General features: G+C 33.7%; 17 protein-coding genes. 5 read left to right on the top strand and 12 right to left on the bottom strand.

Annotated features, from left to right (window positions below):
- Window positions 1-582 (top strand): MiaE family protein, encoded by a 582-nt coding sequence (locus AC2H4K_RS15185; protein WP_281139684.1) that lies wholly within the window; start codon window positions 1-3, stop codon window positions 580-582.
- A gap of 54 nt (window positions 583-636) precedes the next feature.
- On the opposite strand, the gene AC2H4K_RS15180 is transcribed toward AC2H4K_RS15185, so the two are convergent.
- The 4 genes from AC2H4K_RS15180 to AC2H4K_RS15165 form a co-directional block, all read right to left on the bottom strand.
- Entirely contained in the window at window positions 637-1,167 is a 531-nt protein-coding gene (locus AC2H4K_RS15180) for a porin family protein (protein ID WP_281139685.1), read from the bottom strand.
- Between the two features lie 107 nt (window positions 1,168-1,274).
- Window positions 1,275-2,180 carry a Ppx/GppA phosphatase family protein gene (locus tag AC2H4K_RS15175; protein ID WP_281139686.1) on the bottom strand — a complete coding sequence of 302 codons (906 nt, stop codon included), beginning with the start codon at window positions 2,178-2,180 and terminating at the stop codon, window positions 1,275-1,277.
- 1 nt (window position 2,181) lies between these two features.
- On the bottom strand, window positions 2,182-4,236 hold the full coding sequence (gene ppk1 / locus AC2H4K_RS15170; RefSeq protein WP_281139687.1) for a polyphosphate kinase 1: 2,055 nt from the start codon (window positions 4,234-4,236) through the stop codon (window positions 2,182-2,184).
- The gene (locus AC2H4K_RS15165) at window positions 4,236-4,721 is read right to left on the bottom strand and encodes a SixA phosphatase family protein (protein ID WP_281139688.1); all 486 of its coding nucleotides are present in this window, start codon (window positions 4,719-4,721) and stop codon (window positions 4,236-4,238) included. The genes ppk1 and AC2H4K_RS15165 overlap by 1 nt, the downstream gene beginning before the upstream one ends.
- 328 nt (window positions 4,722-5,049) lie before the next feature.
- Between AC2H4K_RS15165 and AC2H4K_RS15160 the strand changes: the two genes are divergently transcribed.
- The 3 genes from AC2H4K_RS15160 to AC2H4K_RS15150 are packed head-to-tail and all read left to right on the top strand — an operon-like array spanning window position 5,050 to window position 16,103.
- Window positions 5,050-13,239 carry an HYR-like domain-containing protein gene (locus tag AC2H4K_RS15160; protein ID WP_493742574.1) on the top strand — a complete coding sequence of 2,730 codons (8,190 nt, stop codon included), beginning with the start codon at window positions 5,050-5,052 and terminating at the stop codon, window positions 13,237-13,239.
- Between the two features lie 10 nt (window positions 13,240-13,249).
- Entirely contained in the window at window positions 13,250-14,185 is a 936-nt protein-coding gene (locus tag AC2H4K_RS15155; RefSeq protein ID WP_281139690.1) for a PorP/SprF family type IX secretion system membrane protein, read from the top strand.
- Between the two features lie 13 nt (window positions 14,186-14,198).
- Window positions 14,199-16,103: an OmpA family protein gene (locus AC2H4K_RS15150; protein WP_281139691.1), complete on the top strand. Its 1,905-nt coding sequence runs from the start codon at window positions 14,199-14,201 to the stop codon at window positions 16,101-16,103.
- Window positions 16,104-16,159: 56 nt separating this feature from the next.
- Here the strand turns inward: AC2H4K_RS15150 and AC2H4K_RS15145 are convergent, their stop codons facing one another.
- From AC2H4K_RS15145 to pdxH, 3 genes are all read right to left on the bottom strand, one after another.
- Entirely contained in the window at window positions 16,160-17,074 is a 915-nt protein-coding gene (locus AC2H4K_RS15145; protein ID WP_281139692.1) for an ADP-ribosylglycohydrolase family protein, read from the bottom strand.
- A 137-nt stretch (window positions 17,075-17,211) separates the two neighbouring features.
- Window positions 17,212-17,709: a CAP domain-containing protein gene (locus AC2H4K_RS15140; protein ID WP_281139693.1), complete on the bottom strand. Its 498-nt coding sequence runs from the start codon at window positions 17,707-17,709 to the stop codon at window positions 17,212-17,214.
- A 211-nt stretch (window positions 17,710-17,920) separates the two neighbouring features.
- A complete protein-coding gene (pdxH, locus tag AC2H4K_RS15135) occupies window positions 17,921-18,568 on the bottom strand; it encodes a pyridoxamine 5'-phosphate oxidase (protein WP_281139694.1) in 648 nt (215 codons plus the stop codon).
- 69 nt (window positions 18,569-18,637) lie between these two features.
- On the opposite strand from pdxH, the gene AC2H4K_RS15130 reads away from it, so the two are divergent.
- The gene (locus AC2H4K_RS15130) at window positions 18,638-19,051 is read left to right on the top strand and encodes a hypothetical protein (RefSeq protein WP_281139695.1); all 414 of its coding nucleotides are present in this window, start codon (window positions 18,638-18,640) and stop codon (window positions 19,049-19,051) included.
- On the opposite strand, the gene AC2H4K_RS15125 is transcribed toward AC2H4K_RS15130, so the two are convergent.
- Genes AC2H4K_RS15125 through pyrR form a run of 5 tightly spaced genes read right to left on the bottom strand, consistent with a single transcriptional unit; the run spans window position 19,044 to window position 22,225 of the window.
- Complete coding sequence (locus AC2H4K_RS15125; protein WP_281139696.1) at window positions 19,044-19,952, bottom strand: ribonuclease Z; 909 nt, start codon at window positions 19,950-19,952, stop codon at window positions 19,044-19,046. The two genes, AC2H4K_RS15130 and AC2H4K_RS15125, sit on opposite strands and share 8 nt — an antisense overlap.
- Window positions 19,949-20,389, bottom strand: coding sequence for a hypothetical protein (locus tag AC2H4K_RS15120; RefSeq protein ID WP_281139697.1), 441 nt, complete (start codon window positions 20,387-20,389; stop codon window positions 19,949-19,951). The genes AC2H4K_RS15125 and AC2H4K_RS15120 overlap by 4 nt, the downstream gene beginning before the upstream one ends.
- A 1-nt stretch (window position 20,390) precedes the next feature.
- Entirely contained in the window at window positions 20,391-20,723 is a 333-nt protein-coding gene (locus AC2H4K_RS15115; RefSeq protein ID WP_281139698.1) for a ribonuclease Z, read from the bottom strand.
- Between the two features lie 3 nt (window positions 20,724-20,726).
- The gene (locus AC2H4K_RS15110; RefSeq protein ID WP_281139699.1) at window positions 20,727-21,656 is read right to left on the bottom strand and encodes an aspartate carbamoyltransferase catalytic subunit; all 930 of its coding nucleotides are present in this window, start codon (window positions 21,654-21,656) and stop codon (window positions 20,727-20,729) included.
- Window positions 21,657-21,685: 29 nt separating this feature from the next.
- Window positions 21,686-22,225: a bifunctional pyr operon transcriptional regulator/uracil phosphoribosyltransferase PyrR gene (gene pyrR, locus AC2H4K_RS15105; protein WP_281139700.1), complete on the bottom strand. Its 540-nt coding sequence runs from the start codon at window positions 22,223-22,225 to the stop codon at window positions 21,686-21,688.
- Window positions 22,226-22,268 lie beyond the last annotated feature (43 nt).

The following is a 22,268-nucleotide window of genomic DNA, read 5'->3' as shown; positions in this document are numbered from 1 at the left end:
ATGCTAGGATTAAAATTACCAACAGACCCTAGATGGGTAAATATTGTTGAGAAAAATGTTGAGGACATACTAACTGACCATGCTTTTTGTGAGCAAAAAGCAGCAAGTACAGCTATTTCGTTAATTGTTGGCTTTCCTGAATACACGGAACTTGTACAAGAAATGATTGATTTAGTTGAAGAGGAAATGAGCCACTTTAAAATGGTTCATGATCTGATACTTGAAAGAGGTTGGACACTTGGTCGTGATCGTAAAGACGACTATGTAATTGCGTTATTAAAATTCTTTCCAAAAGGAGGTAGTAGAACCACACAATTAGTACATAGATTATTATACGCAGCACTTATTGAAGCTAGGAGTTGTGAACGATTCAGATTACTTTCTGAAGAACTAGAGGATAAAAAATTAGCCAAGTTTTACCGAAAACTAATGATTAGTGAAGCTAACCACTACACTATGTTTTTAAACTTTGCTAGAAAATATGGAGAACGTAAAGAGGTTGATGAAAAATGGCAGAATCTTTTAGAATATGAAGCTGAAATTATGAGAGACTTAGGTACAAAAGAAACCATACATGGATAAACAAAAAGCCTCGATTAATATCGAGGCTTTTTCTGTTATATGTTTTTGAAAATATTATAGCTTAATTCCGAAACCAAATTGAATAACATGGTTTGTTGCTTTTGTATCTGTTAAATCTTCATCTAAGATATTACTTAAACCTAAAGTTAATCTTGTATCAATAAAAAGCTCATCTGTAATCATATACTCTAATCCTGCAACACCAGAAAAAGTAAATGTTGCAAAACCATCTTTATCCTCCCACGTTTTTAAAGCTGGTTGAGGACCTACTCCAACAGTAAATCGATCAGATAGCATAAATCTTAAAAGTATAGGCATTTTAATATAATCTGCTCGTAGCGATTCATCCTTACCACCTTCGGCAGACCACTGTATTTCCGTTAATAAAGAGATGTCTTCTGTAAACCCATAATCAACAAAACCAGCAAAAGCAAAACCATTACGGTGTTTGTTTTCAAAATCAGCATCAGGATCAAAATCTAAATTGGAAATATTGAGAGCGCCTCTTACACCATATCTTACGTCTTGAGAAAAACCAGAAACAGTAAAAGCTACGAAGACAAGGGCGAATAGTAATTTTTTCATTTAAAATTTATTAAGACTTGAGTAAGCGAATATAAATTAAATTATAATATTGAATTCAATAATCGGATTTTTGTACAGAAATACTAGACGAAAGGATAACTGTAATCTTATAATTCTACGCTAGACACCGTTTCATAGTACATACTTTTAATAATACCATCTGACAAACCAATCTTTGGTACATAAATATCCTTGGCTCCACTCCATTTCATTGCAGACAAATATATTCTTGTTGCAGGAATAATAACATCCGCTCTATCTTGATTAAGATTCAACTTTGTTATACGCTCTTCGTAAGAATAACTTTGTAAAGTCTTATAATAACTGGTTAAATAAAAGTACGTTAAAGGTTTCCCGATTGCCTTTCCTGAAATTTTAAAAATCTTATTGATATTTCCACCAGAACCTATAAGGTCTATTTTTTCGTATTGCTTGGTGTTTTCATTAATCCACTTTTCTAATTCTTGCCAGGTTTCATTTTTTACGATATCGTTAAGCAGTCTAACCGTACCTATTTTAAAAGATCTAGACTTTATTTTTTCACCATTATGAATGATGGAAAACTCTGTACTACCACCACCAACATCAACATAAAGATAGGTTTTGTTTTCATCTATAAACTCATGTAAATCAGTTGCTGCAATAATAGCTGCTTCTTCTTCACCATCAATAATATCGATATTAATTCCTGTGGTATCTACAATTTTTTGTGCCAGAGGTTCACTGTTTTTAGCTTCTCGCATTGCTGAAGTTGCGCAAGCTTTATAACGAACGACTCCATGAGATTTTATAAGCAAACTAAAAGCTTGCATGGTATCAATCATTCTATTTTGATTGTATTCTGAAATTTCGCCATTCATAAACACATCAGCACCTAGCCTTATGGGCACACGTACCAATGAGTTCTTTTTGAAAATGACTGATACATCATCTTGAATGATTATGTTAGAAATTAGTAGTCTTACAGCGTTAGATCCAATATCTATAGCTGCGTATTTTTCAATCTTCAGCATGTTATCCTTCTAATTTTTTTAAATAATAGTCGTAAGTATCAAATTGAGCTCTTACTTTTTCCTTATCGTTTCTACGATATTGATTGTCTTGTGTTTCATTTACAATACGAGCCTTAACATTATCATTCCAACAAATTTCAAATAAATCTTGAAGCTCTTTCTTGATGTCTTCATCATAAATCGGACAACTCACCTCTACTCTATTATCTATGTTTCTAGTCATCCAATCTGCCGAAGATATATAAATTTTTGGATCATCGTTATTTCCAAAAATATAAAGACGTGTGTGTTCTAAGAACTTGTCTATAATACTAATTATCTCAATATTTTCACTCATACCTTCAATACCTGGAACCAAACAGCACAAACCTCTAACAATCATCTGAATTTTTACGCCTGCTCTACTTGCTTCGTACAATTTATCAACCATCTTATAACTACTGATGCTATTCATCTTTAGCTTTATATAAGCTGGTTTTCCACTTTTAGCATTATCAATTTCGTGATCGATTAAACTAAATAATTTTGATTTAGTATAATGCGGCGATGTTATAATATGCTTGTATCTATTGATCTTATAATTGACTTCAAAAAAGTTGAAAACTTTATTGACATCCTTGAGTATTTTTTGGTTTGAAGTCAACAAAGTGAAATCTGTATAAAACTTAGCTGTAGATTCATTAAAATTTCCAGTGCTTATGAATCCGTAACGCACTAATTTTTCATTCTCTTCGCGCTCAATAACACACATTTTACAATGTACTTTAAGACCAGGAACACCAAACAACATATTAACTCCAGCATCCTGCATTTGTTCTGCGTAATGAATATTGGCTTCCTCATCAAAACGAGCTCTAAGTTCTATGGAAACCGTAACATGTTTTCCGTTTTTAGCTGCATTTATCAAAGAACTGGCTACATGAGAAATTTGGGCAAGTCTGTATATGGTAATTTTTATAGATCTAACTTTAGGATCAAGAGCTGCTTCTCTTAGGAATTTCACTACATAAGAAAAGGTGTGATATGGTGCATAAACCAAATAATCCTTCTTTGCAATGGTTTTAAAGATACTTTCCTCTAAACTTAACCCTTGAACAGGTAAAGGTTTTATTTTATCATACAACAAATCTGTTCTTCCAAGACTAGGAAAGTCCATGTAATCTCTACGGTTATGATAACGACCACCAGGAATAATACTATCTTTAGAGTCAATTCCCATCTTCTCTAAAAGAAAATTTAAGGTGTCTTCATCAATACTTTTATCGTAAACAAATCTAATTGGCTCACCTATCTGTCTATCTTTTACACTTGCAGAAAGTTTATCAATAAAACTTTTACTTAAATCACTATCGAATTCTAATTCACCATCTCTAGTAATTTTTATCATGTGAGATGTTATCGTCTCATAATCAAATATGTTGAATATTTCATCTAAACAATACCTGATGATATCATCTACCATGATGATGTAATCAGCACCATTTTTCTTTGGCAAAACCACAAAACGATCCATAGCTTTTGAAATTTCAATAAGTGCATATTGATCTGGACCATTTTTGTTAGACATCTTTATACTTAAATAGCCTGTAGTGTCTTTTAAATGTGGTAATTCTACATCTTCATTTAGCACAATAACAACAAGAGCTGGACTTATTTCTTGATAGAAATAATTACGTATAAAATCGTGCTGATCTTTAGCAATATGAGTTTCATTAATCACATGAATATTTTCTCCTTTTAGCTCTTCATCTATCGATTCTAGAATCTCAATACTCTCGCTTTGTTGGTCTATTACAATTTTGGTTATTTCCTCTAACAGATCACCTGCACTAATACCTCCTAGCTCTGCTTTTCCTGCTTTACCTGCTTCATAAATACGTTTAACCGTTGCATATCTTACCTTGAAGAATTCATCTAAGTTATTTGAAAATATACCTAAAAATCTTAACCGTTCAATAAGAGGAACTTCCTTATCTGCCGCTTCCTGAAGTACCCTTGCATTAAACTGTAACCAGCTTAGCTCTCTATTTATGTAAATATTCTTGTCTTTTGTCATTATCTTATTTCCTTAGGAATAATGATGTATTCCGTGGTGCCTTGTTTTAAATCTTTCCAGTTTTCAATATTGAAATTTAATTTTACCAAACCGCTTGTGGGAAGGTTTTCAATATATTTATCGCCAAATATATTGGAAATTGAGGTGAAAGCATGATTGTGACCAAAAATCATAACAGTATCATAATCATTGGATATATTTTTAATAAATCTTGTGACATTCTCACCTAAAAAATCATAGAGTTCTTCATCAACATGAATAGAATCTTCGGATATTTTTAAATGTTTGGCAAAAATTTTACAAGTACTTAATGCTCTATTGGCTGGACTTGAAAAAATTTTTTCTGGCAAATCTACCCTATTTAAGAACTCTTGAGCGACCAAATTAGCATCATTTATTCCTCTGGATTTTAATGGTCTATCTCTATCGACAACATTAAATTCCCACGATGATTTTCCGTGTCTTACTAAGATTACTGATTTCATAAATTATCGATTAAGCACAAATTTTATCGACAAAAGGTTGTTTATATCCGTTTTAACGATTATTTTGCCCCCTTAACTCTAATGTTTGTGTATGATTTAAGTTATAATTTCTTTTGTTATGTAAAATTAATGTAAATGACCCCAAATCAAAAATATATTAATCCATTCTGTTGTGCATTTACATTAACATTGCTTCCCTCTACATTTTTACAAAACAAATTTTCAGTACTTATGATTAAGTAACTATCTAATACACAGAATCTAATTCTGAATTTAGTTTGCTTAATTCTTAGGTATACAACATTAAATAATGTTATAAAAGTAAAGTATGAAAAATAGATACTTTTGTGCTACAATAGTAAATGTATCTTGGATTGTTTTAATAGCGCTTTCTATTATTACTCCTAATTTAATATTAGCACAACAAGCTCCATCAATCCAATCAGGCGTTACGTTTCAGTGGGAAGATACACAATCAAGCCTTAGTGATCCTGCAACTATACAGTCTGTTACCGTAAATGGTACAATGTATAATACATTCGTAGTTCCTACGAGTTATGAAATGACCACATTAGGTCCTGATGGAGATTACAGAAACGGCATTCAACTAAACGGAAGTGATTTGGGTGTTAACAGTAGTTTTGCAAGTTGGAATACTGATGCTATAAGTGCTTTTCAGGATAAAAACTTAAACCATTACTTTACTTCTAACTTTAACGGTAGAAATATTTGTTCAAACTTTGGCGCAATCCAATCAACTGATGCTCAAAGGCAAACAATCTTTTACAGCCCTTCTATTCCTGCTAATGAAGGAAGTGTTTTAGCAGTTACCGAAAGAGGTGGAAATAACTGTTTTTATATAGAAATTTGGGGAACACCTAATGGTGGTGGCCCAGAACAAGTATTAGGATCTACATTTGTAAGAAATGCTGGTAATTACCAAAACTGTAATTTTGGTAGTCCTTATAATAATTCTGACTATTGGCAATCTGGAAGATGTAATGAAAATGGACAGACTATAGGTATAGCTCTATTTTATTTAAATGATATTGCGCCTATTGGTTCAAAAATCACTAAAATAGAGTTTGTTGCCGCTACAAGAGACCATGGAGATGGTAAGTTTTTTATACTTCAAAAATATGCCATAGATAGCCATGATGTAAATTGTATAAATTCTACATATAGTGGTGATATTGATTTAGGTAACAATGTGCCTGCCGGTTCAACATATCAATTAGTATCAGGTCCTACACCTGCTGGTCAATCGTTTCAATTAAACTCTGATGGTACATATACTTATGTACCAAATGATGGTTTTACAGGTGACGTCACTTTTGATTATAGTGTTTGCCTTCCTGCACCTAACACATCCGTCTGTGATGAAGCTACTGTTACATTAACCTATGTTAATAAACCTACGGAACCTGAAGTAGAAATAGGCTGTGACCCTACAAATGGCAACTTTTTAATTGAAGTTATTAATCCTGTTGGTGATGAGTTTGAATATAGTCTTAACAATGGACCATTTCAAAGTTCACCAATATTTTCCAGATCATCTGGTACTTATACACTTAGAGTAAGAAGTAGCTACACTCAATGTGAAAACATAAACTTAGATCCTATTGTTCTTACTGGTATGAATTTAACCGCTACAGTAACTGATGTTCTATGTAAACTTGAAAACACAGGAGCTATAGATATAACTGTAACAGGAGGTACTCCACCTTACTCTTATGAATGGAATAATACTGCTACTTCGGAAGATATTTCAAACGTTTTTGGAGGTACTTACAATGTAATTGTTACCGATGCTAATGGTTGTACTATATCAGATAGTTATACTATAAATCAACCTTCTCAAGAGTTAGTAACATCACTTTCAACTTCAAACGTAAGCTGTTATGGTGAATCTGATGGTTCTATTGATCTTACGGTTTCTGGTGGCACAGCTCCTTACACTTACAATTGGAATACGGGAGCTACTTCTCAAGATTTAAACAATTTAGCACCAGGATCTTATGGAGTTACTGTTACAGACGCAAATGGCTGTACTTCAACTAGTCAAGTTTCAATATCACAACCTAGTTCTATATTAACAGCAAATATTATTAGTATAGAAAATATTGATTGTAATGACGATACTTCTGGAAGTATTAGTGTTGAAGGTGTTGGTGGAACTTCTCCATACTCATATTCTATCAATGGAGGTACAAGTTATCAAACTAGTGGATTATTCGAAAATTTAGCTGCTGGCAATTATACTATAACAGTTTTAGATTCAAACGCATGTTCTACTACAATTGATGCTCAAATTACTGAAGCCGAAGCTTTACAAATTTCAATTGAAGATTATAATGACGTTTCTTGTTATGGCGAATCTGATGCCAATATTTACACCTATGTTGAAGGAGGAACTCCTCCTTACACTTTCAGTTGGAATAATGGAGCTACAAGTCAAGATATAACAAATATTGCACAAGGAAATTATTCGGTTACTGTAACTGATGCTAATGGTTGTACAGCTACAATAAGTCAAAACATTTCTTCTCCATCTAGTGCTCTAAGTTCAAATATAAATATTACACACGCTACTACCTCTCAAGGTTGTAACAATGGACAAGCAACAATAAATGTTTCTGGAGGTACTGCACCATACACCTATTTATGGAGTAATTCTGCTGATAGCCAAACTAGTGCTACTGTAACTAATTTGAGTAATGGAAACCACTCTGTAACTATTACCGATGCAAACAACTGTCAAATAATAGAAACTATTGTAATAGAATGTAATGACACCTGTGATACTCAAGTTACTATAGATAACACAAATAATGTATCTTGTTACGGTGAAGCTACAGGTTCTGCAACAGTATCTGCTGCCTCAGCCTACAATCCAAGTGCTACATATACATTTACTTGGAGTACAGGTCAGGTTGATTCTGGAGTAACAAGCAGTACGCTTAACAACTTACCATCTGGAGACTATGATGTTTCGGTTACTATGGATGGAACCGTATGTTCTTCTGTTCAAAAATCATTTACAATAACCCAACCAGATAGTCCTTTAAGTATTTCTACACTTGTAACAGATTTGTTAGGACCTCTTACCAATGATGGTATCATCTTGGCAACAGTTTCTGGTGGAACTCCTCCTTATTCATATTTATGGAGTCCTGGTGGTGAAACAACTCCTAGTATTTTAGGCTTATCTGTCGGTTCATATACTGTAACCGTAACGGACGCTAATGGTTGTACATTATCAAAATCTGCATCAGTAGACTCAGGTACTTGCCATGATTTATCTATTTCTGGTACATCGACACCTGTAGTTTGTAATGGTGAAAGTAATGGTACTGCTACTGCTATAGTTTCTAATGGAACTGGACCATTTACTTATACTTGGGATTCTTTAACCGATACAACACCTTCAGTTTCAGGCTTACCAGCTGGAGATTATACTGTAACAGTTACGGATGAAACTACTTTATGTGAAGAATCTACAACCATCACTATTTCAGAACCTGATACTTTGAGTGCTTCTACTAACCCATCTCATGTATTATGTAAAGGAGATAGTACAGGATCCATAGATTTAACAGTTTCTGGCGGAACACAACCTTATACTTATTCATGGAATAATGGAGCTACAAGTAAGGATATTAATAACTTGTCAGCTGGTACTTATTCTGTTACCATAACTGATGCTAATGGTTGTATTACTACAGCTCAAAATACAATTAGTGAACCTTCTGAAAATCTTTCTGCATCCGTTACACAAACAGTTAATGTAGATTGTTCTGGAAATGATACAGGAAATTTCATAATTGAAGCATCTGGTGGAGTTTCTCCGTATTCGTATTCTATTGATAATGGTATAACATCTCAATCTGATGGGATTTTTGATAATTTATCGGCATCAAATTACACTGTTCTTGTTACAGACTCTAATAACTGTACGTTTAGTTTAGATATAACTATTTCTGCTGACGATACAGAAAACCCAGAAATATCTGTACCATCTACAATCACAATAGAAGGTTGCAGCACTTCAGACATCACAGAAAGCAATGCTTTATTCACATATAGTTCAGTGGAATCAGCAGATGTTCAATCTATATTTCAGTCTAATTCAGATTACAATGCCTCTGATGATTTTAGCATTGAAAATATAACTTATATTGATGTTATAACTTCAACTGATAATTGCCCAATAATTGTAACTCGAACATTTACAATTACTGACAGCTGTAATAATACTGCTAGTGCTGTACAAACCATAACTATAGAAGATACAATTGCACCTATTATCAATATTCCTTCTGATATTACTATTGAATGTACAGACGATTCATCAAGTAATAATACAGGTCAAGCTACAGGTAATGATCACTGTAGTACTGTTACTATCACACAAATTGATAATGAAACACCTGGTACATGTGGGAATACAAAAACTATAGTTAGAACTTGGACTGCTACTGATGAATGTGGAAATACCACTTCTGCTGATCAAGTTATTACTGTCGAAGATACCACTCCTCCAATTTTAACTTTACCTGAAGATATTACTTTAGAATGTGGAGATGATACTTCCAGTGATAATACTGGTTTAGCAAAAGGAGAAGATTCATGTAGTGGTGTAACTATTTCTGAATCTGATAGCATTACCAACACTTGCGGAAACACACAAGTTATTGAAAGAACTTGGACTGTTGCAGATAATTGTGGTAATATAACAACAGGTGTACAAACAATAACTGTTGTTGACACCGTAGCACCTGTTCTTACTGTTCCTGCGGATGTAACTATAGAATGTACAGAAGATACCTCTCCTGCCAATACAGGCCAGGCTACTGCGACAGATGATTGTGCTACACCAAGTATCTCATACTCGGATGTAGAAACCGCTGCATGTGGAAACACCAAGACCATTGTTAGAACTTGGATAGCTACTGATGCTTGTGGAAACACAACTTCTGCTGATCAGACTATAACCACTGAAGATACAACGCCTCCTACTTTCTCTGTTCCTGCTAATGTGACTTTAGAATGTGATCAGGATGTCAACGACCTTGTAATTACAGGTGACGTTACCGATGAAAGTGATAACTGTTCTTCTTCAAACCTTGAGGCAACATTTACAGACACTATTGTAGATGGTGCTTGTGCTGGAAGTTTTACTATTAACCGTGCTTGGTCTTTATCTGATGACTGTGGAAACACTACTGCTCTTGTACAGACCATTACAGTTCAAGATATTACTGCTCCAACTTTCAACGAAAGTCTACCTGCAGATATTACTGTGGAGTGTGAAGATTTATTAAATGCTGAAAACTTAACTGCTACCGATAATTGTGGTGATGCTACTGTAACATTGACTGAAACTATCAATTTTGGAAGTTGTGATAATGATTATACTTTGATTAGAACTTGGGTTGCTCAGGATGCTTGTGGTAATGAAACTAGCCATACGCAAACCATAAGTGTTCAAGACACTACTGCCCCTATTATCGATGCTTCAAATATCGAGAATATCGATATAGAGTGTGGTGTTACACCTGATGGTACGCTTGAGACTTGGATTGCCAATAATGCTGGAGCTACAGCTTCTGACAGTTGTGGTAACGTAACTTGGTCCAATAACTATAACAACAGTACCTCTGTGGATTGTGCCAATGGTGCTATTACAGTAACATTTACTGCTACAGACGACTGTGGAAATTCAGACTCGGTTACGGCTACATATTCTATTGTAGACACCGTTGCGCCTGTTCTTACTGTTCCTGCGGATGTAACTATAGAATGTACAGAAGATACTTCTCCTGCCAATACAGGTCAAGCTACAGCTACAGATTATTGTGCTACACCAACTATTTCATACTCAGACGTAGAAACCGCTGCATGTGGAAATACCAAAACTATCATCAGAACTTGGACTGCTACTGATGCTTGTGGAAATACTACTTCTGCTGATCAGACTATAACCACTGAAGATACAACGCCTCCTACTTTCTCTGTTCCTGCAAACTTAACCTTGGAATGTGATCAGGATGTCAACGATCTTGTCTTTACAGGTGACGTTACTGATGAAAGTGATAACTGTTCTTCAAACCTTGAGGCTACATTTACAGACACTATAGTAGATGGTGCTTGTGCTGGAAGCTTTACAATTAACCGTGCTTGGTCTTTATCTGATGACTGTGGAAACACTACTGCTCTGGTACAGACCATTACAGTTCAAGATACTACTGCTCCAACTTTCAATGAAAGTCTACCAGCAGATATTACTGTGGAGTGTGAAGATTTATTAAATGCTGAAAACTTAACTGCTACCGATAATTGTGGTGATGCTACTGTAACATTGACTGAAACTATCAATTTTGGAAGTTGTGATAATGATTATACTTTGATTAGAACTTGGGTTGCTCAGGATGCTTGTGGTAATGAAACTAGCCATACGCAAACCATAAGTGTTCAAGACACTACTGCCCCTATTATCGATGCTTCAAATATCGAGAATATCGATATAGAGTGTGGTGTTACACCTGATGGTACGCTTGAGACTTGGATTGCCAATAATGCTGGAGCTACAGCTTCTGACAGTTGTGGTAACGTAACTTGGTCCAATAACTATAACAACAGTACCTCTGTGGATTGTGCCAATGGTGCTATTACAGTAACATTTACTGCTACAGACGACTGTGGAAATTCAGACTCGGTTACGGCTACATATTCTATTGTAGACACCGTTGCGCCTGTTCTTACTGTTCCTACAGATGTAACTATAGAATGTACAGAAGATACTTCTCCTGCCAATACAGGTCAAGCTACAGCTACAGATTATTGTGCTACACCAACTATTTCATACTCAGACGTAGAAACCGCTGCATGTGGAAATACCAAAACTATCATCAGAACTTGGACTGCTACTGATGCTTGTGGAAATACTACTTCTGCTGATCAGACCATAACTACTGAAGATACAACGCCTCCTACTTTCTCGGTTCCTGCAAACTTAACCTTGGAATGTGATCAGGATGTCAACGACCTTGTTATTACAGGTGACGTTACCGATGAAAATGATAACTGTTCTTCTAATCTTGAGGCTACATTTACAGACACTATAGTCGATGGCGCTTGTCCTGGAAGCTTTACAATTAACCGTGCTTGGTCTTTATCTGATGACTGTGGAAACACTACTGCTCTGGTACAGACCATTACAGTTCAAGATACTACTGCTCCAACTTTCAATGAAAGTCTACCAGCAGATATTACTGTGGAGTGTGAAGATTTATTAAATGCTGAAAACTTAACTGCTACCGATAATTGTGGTGATGCTACTGTAACATTGACTGAAACTATCAATTCTGGAAGTTGTGATAATGATTATACTTTGATTAGAACTTGGGTTGCTCAGGATGCTTGTGGTAACGAAACTAGCCATACGCAAAATATAACTGTTCAAGATACTACTGCGCCAACTTTTAATGAAAATTTACCTACAGATATCATTGTTGAATGCGACAATGTACCAGCTGCTGCAAATTTAACAGCAACAGATAGTTGTGGATCTGCTACTGTGAATTTCTCTGAGAATATAGATAATTCAAATTCATCTTGTATTGGCGAATATATTATAGAACGCATTTGGATAGCAAGTGACAGCTGTGGAAATGAGTTAATTCATATTCAAATTATTACAGTTCAAGATACTACACCACCAGCAATGGTATCTACATTTGATTCAGATATTACAGTTTCATGTGATGAAATTCCAAATGTACCAAGTTTAGTATTTCAAGATTCTTGTTCTAATAATATTGATGTTGATTATAACGAAACATCTACTCAAACTAATGATTTTGAAGATTACAGTATTACAAGAATGTGGACTGTTACCGATGATTGTGGAAATCAATCTGAGTTTGTACAAAATATTACTGTTGAAATAAGTAATGTTATACAAGCTGAGAATGCTCAACGTTGTGTTCTTGATATTGAATTTGATTTATTCAATCTCTTATCTGGAGATTTTGATATGAATGGAGCATGGACAGTAGTTTCTGGAAATGCTACATTAAACGGTAGCTACTTTGATCCTAATTCTGTTGATGTTGGTGATTACATCTTTAGGTATTCGATTACTGAAGGTCCATGTCCGACAGAAGTTGAAGTAACTGTTAGTGTAGATGACGAGTGTTTAGTATTACCGTGTAGCTCTGCAGATAATGTTGTTATTTCTAAAACTGTTACCGCTAACGGTGATAACTTTAATGACTTCTTTACTGTTTCTGCCATTGAAGAATGTGGTTTCGAAATTGAAGTTCAGATTTTCAATCGTTGGGGTGCGGAAGTTTACAAGTCTGGTAATTATCAAAATGATTGGGGAGGTGAGTCGCATAGCTCATCTGTAGGAAATTCTGGAAAAGTCCCAACTGGAACATACTATTATATCATCAATATAAAGAATAGTGGATTGGCTCCTTTTACAGGTCCTATCTATGTAGCAACAAATTAAAACTTAACCGATGAAGTTATATAAATTAATAAGTAGTGTATTGCTCCTTTTGTGTGTTTCTGCAGTTTTCGGACAGCAGCTTCCACAATTTACACAGTACATGTTTAATACTATTTCTATAAATCCCGCTTATGCAGGAAGCAGAGAAACACTAAGTATCGTTGGTTTACATAGAAGCCAGTGGGTTGGCTTAGAAGGAGGCCCAGAGACACAAACCCTATCTATACATACTCCTATGAGAAATGAAAATATGGGTTTAGGGATTTCTTTTATAAATGATCAACTAGGTTATGAAAATTTCTCTTATTTATATGCTGATTACTCTTATACCATAAAGACTAGTGAAAAAACAAAATTAGCTTTTGGTATTAAAGGTGGTGTTACACATTATACTCTAGATGAAGAATTACTAAACGACCCTAGTGTTATTAATGATCCATTCTTTGCAGATGTATCTAATCGATGGAGTCCAAATTTTGGAGCTGGAATTTATTTACACAACCAATTATGGTACATTGGTTTATCTGCTCCCAGAATATTAAATACCGATTACAACAAAGGTGAAAACGGAACTCTTGACTATGTGGCTTTAGAAAGAATCAGTTATTATTTTACTGGTGGTTACGTTTTCACGCTTAGCGAAAACACAAAATTGAAACCTTCGGTATTATTAAAAGCAACCAATGGTGCGCCACTTTCTTTTGATGCTTCGGCAAACTTTTTGTTCTATGAAAAGTTTTGGATTGGTGGTGGATATAGATTTGATAATAACGCTGGTGCTATTGGAGGCATTGCTGATTTTCAAATTTCAAAACAACTACGAGTTGGATATGCATATGAATATCCTATTTCTGATATAAGACCTTACACAGGTGGAACACATGAGGTTCTTTTAATGTTTGAAGTCTTTAAAAGCAAACGAATTAAATCGCCAAGATACTTCTAAATTGAAACGGATTATGAAAACAAGACTATTAGCTTTACTTCTAATTATTGCTTCGTCAGTTTCTTTTGCACAAACGAAATTGGCTGATAAGTTTTTTGATAACTATGGTTATGTAAAAGCCATAGAACTTTATGAAAAAGCTTTAGAAAATGGTGATGACAGTGAACACGTGCTAACTCGATTAGGTGATGCAAATTACAATAATTCCAAGTCTGATAAAGCTGCTTATTGGTATGGTGAAGCCATAAAAAAACATAAAAAAATAGATGCTGAACATATGTTTAAATACATCCAATCTTTAAGAAGTATTGGTAAGTATGACGAGGCAGATAAATGGTTTAAAGAGTTAAGTGCTGCTCAACAAGGTGATAGTAGACTAAAAGGTTATAACCCAGATGAGACAGATATATACAGTAAGCTAACAGCAAAAAATGAGATTCTAGTAAATATAGAAAACTTACCATTTAACTCTGAAAATTCAGATTTCGGTTCTTTTCAAGCTGATGGAAAATTATACTTTGCATCATCAAGAGGTGATGGAAAAGTTTATGACTGGAATAAAGAACCTTTTTTAGATTTATATGTCGTTGATGTTAATGAAAATGGTCAAAGTATTAACTATGGTTCACCTACAGAGCTTGAAGCTGAAGCTATAAATTCTGAATATCACGAAGCTTCTATTGCCATAACTAATGATGGTAAAACCTTGTATTTTACCAGAGATAATGTTAACAAACGCAAAAGGTTAAATTACGACAAAGAAGGCACAACACACCTTAAGATATATAAAGCAAACTTAGTGAATAAAACCTGGTCTAATGTTGTAGAATTACCTTTTAATGATGATGTTTTCTCAACAGGTCATCCTGCTTTGAGTGCCGATAATAAGACCTTATATTTTGTATCTGACAGAGAAGGTGGTTTTGGACAAACCGATATTTATTCTGTAAAAATAAATGATGATGGTTCTTATGGAGAGCCTGAAAATTTAGGCGATAAAATCAATACCGAAGGACGAGAAATGTTCCCTTTTGTTAGCAAAGACAGTACCTTATACTTTTCTTCAGATGGTTATCTTAATCTGGGTTTGTTAGATATTTTTAAATCTAATATCCTAAAAGGAGACAACTCAGAACCTGAAAACATTGGCGCACCTTATAATAGTGGTTATGATGATTTTGCATTTTTTATAGATTCTGACAAACAATCTGGTTATTTCTCTTCAAATAGACCAAATGGTAAAGGTGGAGATGATATCTATAGCTTTAATTCACACTTATGTCAACAAAAATTAAAAGGTATTGCCAGAGATTTAAGAACTGATAACCCATTAGAAGAAGTTACTGTTAGACTCATTGATGAAACCGGTAAGGTCATTGATGAAGTAACCACTAATAGTAATGGCGAATATATTTTCCCTAAAATAGACTGTAGCAAAACCTATACTGTAGTTGGAAGTAAGCCTGATTATAAAGATGATCAAAAATCAATTACCACTTCGGAGGAAAACGAAAAATCTAATAATGTTGACTTAAATCTTGAGCCATTAATTGTCAGCAATCAAATTGTAATTAACCCTATTTTCTTCGATTTTGATAAATCTAATATTAGAACCGATGCAGAATATGAGCTTGAGAATATTGTTGATGTTATGCGTAAGCATCCTACAATGGTGATTAAAATAGAATCGCATACTGATAGTCGAGGAAGAGATAACTACAATCTTAAATTATCTGACCGAAGAGCAAAATCTACAAGAGACTATATCATCTCTAGAGGAATTGCTTCAGAGCGAATAGAAAGTGCTATTGGTTACGGAGAAACTCAATTATTAAATAAATGTGCTAACGGAGTAACATGTACGGAAGAAGAGCACCAGCTCAACCGAAGATCTTACTTCTATATTTTGGAAGATTAATAACCTTCCTCAAATTAGTTTTTTTAAAGCAAGCTTGCCATGAGCTTGCTTTTTTGTTATGACCAATTTTTATTTGAAAGATAAGCTTCTATAGTCTTATCTATCCATGTATATTCTTTAAGCTCTTTTAGGTTAAATAAGAGTTCTCTAGGAATATTGCTATATCCAATAAATGCACCTGCTATTTGACCTGCAATTGAACAATTAGTATCTGTATCACCACCTAAACTAATAATCTGTTTATACACATTATGTAAACCTAATTTTGGAACCATGCTTGCATAAGCAATAGCTAATGGAATAGAGTTTACCACATATCCATCACTCCCTAATTTGCCTACTTCATTTACGTCACAGTTCAATTTATTTATGGTAATTAACCTATCTCTTACTCTCGTATCAGGAATTTGCTCAATAATTATTTCTAACAAATTTTCTAAGCCTGTCCAAGTTCCTTCTATAATGGCTTGAATTGCTAAAAACACAGATAAAGCTCCTACATAAGCTTCATCATTATGATGAGTTATAATTGAAAAATTTCTAATGAAATCTCTAGATACTTTTGTTTCAAAAGCTAAAGGAGCTACTCTCATAGCAGAACCATTACCTGCTGCGTATTCACCTTTTCTACCTACCTGACTCCAATGGCCACCAACCTCTAACTCTTGCATGGCTTTAAGGGTACTAGCACCTAACCCTGTTAGCTTTCTTGATTTATAAAATTCTAGATATTTTTTTGCAAAAATCTCTGCATCTAAACTTTCATTTTCAGTTATTGCCTCACAAGTAGCAATTGTTAATTGAGTATCATCTGTAATACCCCAAATCATATCTTCTGATTCAGGCTTACCATAAAGGAAATATGTTTCTTTTGAATTTTGAATAGGCAAAACATTCTCATGACAACTCCCATAAGCATCGCCAATCGCTCCTCCCATAATACAGCCTTTAAATCTATCTGAAATCTTCATCTACTTTAAAAGAAGAAATTTAAATAAATTTTAATTAAGTCTACAATCTTAATAGCATAGTTATTTATTTCATTAGAAATAAAAAAGCCACAATCACATTGTGGCTGTTGGGGCTATTAATCAACTTTTATAGCGGTTTATCGCTTAATGAAAATATTTGTGAAAAACCATTTTCCTTCGCTATTCATTTCGGCAGATACGTCAAAATCTGTGTAATTGCCTTCTATGTTCTCTTTATGACTTGGACTATTTAACCAAGCATTAACCACAGAAGCAGCCGAATTAAATCCGTAAGCTACATTTTCGGTAACTAAATTGGCATGTGCATTAACTTCTAAACTTTGCTTTCTTTGAAAAAAGTTATCATGAGATACATTGTTTACCTCAATCATATAATCAGTATGAGTATAAGCTACAGCTTTAACTATGGTATGTTGATTTAAGGCATTTAATCCTTGGGTAATTCTGTAATTATTAATTAGCTCCATAATCTCAATTTCAATTTGTTTGGCTTGAGGAGCTTCAGATACTTCTATAGCATTCATTTGGTCGTCTAAAGTATCTTCTGAAGAACAAGATGTAAGGCCTAAGAGGGCAACAATAGCCAATAATGGCAATAGTTTAGTCACTTTCATAAGTAGGTTATTTAGGTTTGGGATTACTAATTTAACAGCGGAAATTTGCTAAATTGTTAAAGAAAAGTTAAAATCGATTAAAAACATGCATTTCGTCGATTTTAAATGTAAAACATCGACGAAATACATAATTCAGGATAATAAAAATGCGTTTAACCGTTAAAAAACAACATTTCAACGACTATTAAAACACAGAATATTAGTTAAAAAATTAAGGGGCTAATCTTTCAATTTTCCAATCGAAATCTTCTTGTAGTTTGTATCGTATTCTATCGTGAAGTCTATTGGGTCTACCTTGCCAAAATTCGAGTTCTACAGGCTTTATGATATAGCCTCCCCAATGTTTTGGTCGTTCGATTTCCTTACCCTCGTATTCTAGTTCTAAATCCTTAAGTTTAGATTCTAGTTCTTCTCTATTTTTTACCACCTCACTTTGGTTAGAAACTAAAGCACCAAGTTGGCTACCTCTGGGACGAGACTCAAAATAACCATCGCTTAAATTTTCAGCAATTTTTTCGGCTTTACCTTTAATTATAATTTGTCTTTCTGCTGAATGCCAAAAGAAAGATAGACATACATGTGGGTTTTCTGCAATAGCTTTTCCTTTTTCACTATTATAGTTGGTATAAAAAATAAATCCTTCGTGAGTATATTTTTTTAATAATACTACTCTACTTTTTGGATAACCATCTAATCCTATGGAAGATACCGTCATAGCATTAGGCTCTTCAACATCAAAATTAGACTCCACCTCTACAAACCAATTTCTAAATAACTCTATTGGGTTATCTGGCACATTATCAAGTAATAACTCGCCTTTTTCGTAAGATTTTCTATAGTTACTGAGGTCTTTTTCCATGGTATTACGAAGATACTTCAATTTTTTGATTAGATAAAAAAAAGACTATTTTAGAGAAAATTTTTACAAATGCGATTTGAAGATTCCCCTTATTCCAAATCAATACAACACAAAAAAGTCATTCTTGACTTTGGTTCTTACTACTTATGTGACAACTTTTTTATAATGGAAGTTAATGAGGGTGAACACTTTAATTGGAACAAATTAGGAGAGGTTCTTATTTCGCTTAGAGCACATTATGGACATCATAAAACCCTTGCCTATATAGCTAACAGAGTAAATGCCTACTCTATTGACCCTGTTTTATGGTCGTATTTTGATAAAGATGATAGTATTTTAGTAGCTGCTTCTATTGTTAGTTATAGAGATTCTACATTTATAAATGCTAATATTGAAAAGCAACTCGCCTCAATACCAATAAAAAGAGCTTTAAGTTTAGATGAAGCTATAGACTGGGTACAAAAACTTAGTGAGTTTAATTAAACTCAAAAGACTTACCGTCTTTGGCTAAAAGTACATTCTCAAAGACCGTCTGTGCTTCTTGTTTAAATTCGTCGTAACCATTGTAGCGCGTAGAATAATGACCAAGAATTAAATGATCTACATTAGCTTTTTTTGCAATAGTTGCAGCTTGGATAGCCGTACTGTGCTTTGTTGGTGCACAAAGTATTTTATTCTTTTCTAAAAAAGTAGATTCGTGATATAGAACTGTAGCCTCTTTTATTATAGGAATAATTGCTTCGTTGTAAACGGTATCGCTGCAAAATGCATAACTTAATGAAGGATTAGGATCCATTGTAACAGTATTGTTATCAATCAAAACACCATCTTCATTTAAGACATCAGCTCCTTGTTTTAGCTTTCTGAAATATGCCACATTAATATTGGCTTCTGTGACTGCTTCAATATCAATTTTTCTATCATTTTCCTTTTCTTTAAAAAGAAATCCGTTGGTATAAATGCGATGGTCTAAAGGTATAGTGTGTACTTCAACGTTGTCATCTTCATAAATTAATTCGGATTGTTTGGAAGACAATTCATGAAAGATTAAGGGATAATTAGTCCAACTATCCGAAAGTTTCATTTGTAACGTTATAACTTCCTTTAAACCTTTTGGAGCATATATATGAAGTTCGGTTTCTCTTGTTAACAGCCTAAATGTGCTAATTAAACCTACCAAACCAAAATAATGATCACCATGAAGATGCGATATAAAAATGTGCTTTATTCTTGAAAACTTTATCTTATTTCTGCGTAGCTCTACTTGCGTACCCTCACCACAATCAATAAGAAACATATGATTCTTTATCTCTAAAACCTGAGATGTAGGATTGGTATTGGTACGTGGTGTGGCGCTATGACAGCCGAGAATGGTGAGTTTCAATTTTTATGTGAATTTAAATTCAAATATGTTCTAATTAAATCCAACTCTTTGAGTGCTGGATTCTTATTAGGTATTTTCTTTATTTCAAAGCTAGTATTATTATAATGAATTGCAGAAATCACATAATAATTTTCAAGATCTTGGGTAATTATTACATCTTTTATCTCTGCAATTAGAATTTTTTGTTTGTTTAAGATAAATGACGATAATTTTATTCCTTTAACTATATATCCTCCTTCTATAAAAGTTATACGAGTCATGTAAAGAATCGAAAAAAACAAAAAAGCCATTATAAAATCGAAAGCTTTATTATGAACCTCTTTTTCAAAAAGCCCTTCGAATGGAATAGAAATTATGCCAAAAACAATCAATAGAATAAAAAACCAAATGAAATCTAAGATTTTCTCTTCTTTTAGTATGATAGCCTCATTATTCAAACTAAAACCCTAAATCTCTTTCAATATCTTCCATCTCAATAACATCGTAAGCTTCATGCATGGTAGGAACTACGATGATTTCATCTGGCATTTCATCTAAATCTACTTTATCTGAAACAACAACAAACGATTTTTTATCACCGCGATGATTGTTAGATAGGCGTAAAAACTCAATAATATCTTCTAAAGAAATTTTATCCAAGCTCGATAAATTCACAATAAGATGGTCATTCTTATACTTATCGTAAGCCTGTTCTATATTGTTGACCAACGTTTTTACTGAAGCTTTTTCTTGAGTAATGATTGTAATATTTCCATCTCTATCTATAATCATAACTTACTTTTTTATTTTAGACGCCAGCAAATAGATTACAGCCATTCTAATAGCTACACCATTTTCAACCTGGTTTAAAATTATGGCTTGTTTAGAATCTGCTACATCACTAGTTATTTCTACACCTCTATTTATTGGACCAGGATGCATGATTATAATCTCTTTTTTTAGACTATCTAAAATCTCCTTATTGACACCAAATTGCTGAGTATATTCTCTTGTCGATGGAAAATAACTAATATCCATTCGTTCGTTTTGAACTCTAAGCATATTAGCCACATCACACCATTCTAGGGCTTTCATAAGATTTGTCTCTACCTTAACACCCAATTCCTTTATATATTTTGGCAGTAATGTTTTTGGTCCACAAACCATAACATTAGCACCTTGAAGTTGTAAAGCATAAATGTTTGAAAGTGCTACCCTACTATGAAGAATATCACCAACAATAACAACATTTTTACCTTTAACACTTCCTAGCTTTTCTCTTATGGAATAAGAATCTAATAAGGCTTGTGTAGGATGCTCGTGCGCTCCATCACCTGCATTGACTATACTTGCATTAACGTGCTGAGATAGAAATATTCCAGCACCAGGATTAGGATGACGCATAACAACCATGTCTACTTTCATAGATAAAATGTTATTAACCGTATCAATAAGAGTTTCTCCTTTTTTTACTGAAGACTGAGCTGCTGAAAAATTAATAATATCTGCAGAAAGCCTTTTTTCTGCTAATTCAAATGAAAGTTTTGTTCTTGTAGAATTTTCAAAGAATAAGTTAGCAATAGTGATATCTCTAAGCGAAGGGACTTTCTTAATAGGCCTATTAATGACTTCTTTAAATTGATCTGCAGTTTCAAAAATAAGATCTATATCTTGCTTTGTAAGATATTTTATTCCTAATAAGTGGTCTACACTTAATTCGCTCATAATTGTTTAATTAGAAGTCTCAGTTAATTTTATTTATCAATTAAATATACAGCATCTTCACCTTCATTTTCTACCCAATTGACTTTCACTTTTTGATTATCAATAGCGTCTACCTGTCTTCCTCTATAATTTGGTTGTATTGGTAAATGTCTACTGAATCGTCTGTCAATTAATGTAAGAAGTTCTACATTCTTTGGTCTTCCAAATGATTGTATTGCTGTTAAAGCAGATCTTATACTTCTGCCAGTATACAATACATCATCTATAAAGACAACGTTTTTATCTTCAACTATAAAATTTATTTCGGTAGTATTGGCTTCTAAAGGTTTATCTCCCCTTCTAAAATCATCTCTAAAAAAGGTAATGTCTAAATGACCTAATTTTATATCCTTTATTTTATACTCTTCTTTTAGCATTGATGCCAAACGGTCTGCTAAAAAAGTACCTCTAGGCTGAATGCCTATTAACACTGTTTGAGAAAAATCATCATGATTTTCAATGAGTTGACAAGCCAATCTGTGAAGGGTAATATTTACTTCTTTAGAATTAAGTAAGACTTTTTTACTCATATGCTTACAGGACGTTACTAATTAGCAAAGTTAAAACAAAAAG

The organism is Winogradskyella sp. 266wxhm, assembly GCF_058964685.1.
This window is presented reverse-complemented; position numbering and strand designations above follow the sequence as displayed.

What these genes read in the sequence shown, in the direction of transcription:
- AC2H4K_RS15160 (WP_493742574.1), top strand. Translation starts at nt 5,050, where the DNA reads ATGAAAAATAGATACTTTTGTGCTACAATAGTAAATGTATCTTGGATT.
- pyrR (WP_281139700.1), bottom strand. Translation starts at nt 22,225, where the DNA reads ATGAGTAAAAAAGTCTTACTTAATTCTAAAGAAGTAAATATTACCCTT.
- AC2H4K_RS15145 (WP_281139692.1), bottom strand. Translation starts at nt 17,074, where the DNA reads ATGAAGATTTCAGATAGATTTAAAGGCTGTATTATGGGAGGAGCGATT.
- AC2H4K_RS15115 (WP_281139698.1), bottom strand. Translation starts at nt 20,723, where the DNA reads ATGATTATAGATAGAGATGGAAATATTACAATCATTACTCAAGAAAAA.
- AC2H4K_RS15130 (WP_281139695.1), top strand. Translation starts at nt 18,638, where the DNA reads ATGCGATTTGAAGATTCCCCTTATTCCAAATCAATACAACACAAAAAA.
- AC2H4K_RS15165 (WP_281139688.1), bottom strand. Translation starts at nt 4,721, where the DNA reads ATGAAATCAGTAATCTTAGTAAGACACGGAAAATCATCGTGGGAATTT.
- AC2H4K_RS15140 (WP_281139693.1), bottom strand. Translation starts at nt 17,709, where the DNA reads ATGAAAGTGACTAAACTATTGCCATTATTGGCTATTGTTGCCCTCTTA.
- pdxH (WP_281139694.1), bottom strand. Translation starts at nt 18,568, where the DNA reads ATGGAAAAAGACCTCAGTAACTATAGAAAATCTTACGAAAAAGGCGAG.
- AC2H4K_RS15175 (WP_281139686.1), bottom strand. Translation starts at nt 2,180, where the DNA reads ATGCTGAAGATTGAAAAATACGCAGCTATAGATATTGGATCTAACGCT.
- AC2H4K_RS15180 (WP_281139685.1), bottom strand. Translation starts at nt 1,167, where the DNA reads ATGAAAAAATTACTATTCGCCCTTGTCTTCGTAGCTTTTACTGTTTCT.
- AC2H4K_RS15150 (WP_281139691.1), top strand. Translation starts at nt 14,199, where the DNA reads ATGAAAACAAGACTATTAGCTTTACTTCTAATTATTGCTTCGTCAGTT.
- ppk1 (WP_281139687.1), bottom strand. Translation starts at nt 4,236, where the DNA reads ATGACAAAAGACAAGAATATTTACATAAATAGAGAGCTAAGCTGGTTA.
- AC2H4K_RS15155 (WP_281139690.1), top strand. Translation starts at nt 13,250, where the DNA reads ATGAAGTTATATAAATTAATAAGTAGTGTATTGCTCCTTTTGTGTGTT.
- AC2H4K_RS15185 (WP_281139684.1), top strand. Translation starts at nt 1, where the DNA reads ATGCTAGGATTAAAATTACCAACAGACCCTAGATGGGTAAATATTGTT.
- AC2H4K_RS15110 (WP_281139699.1), bottom strand. Translation starts at nt 21,656, where the DNA reads ATGAGCGAATTAAGTGTAGACCACTTATTAGGAATAAAATATCTTACA.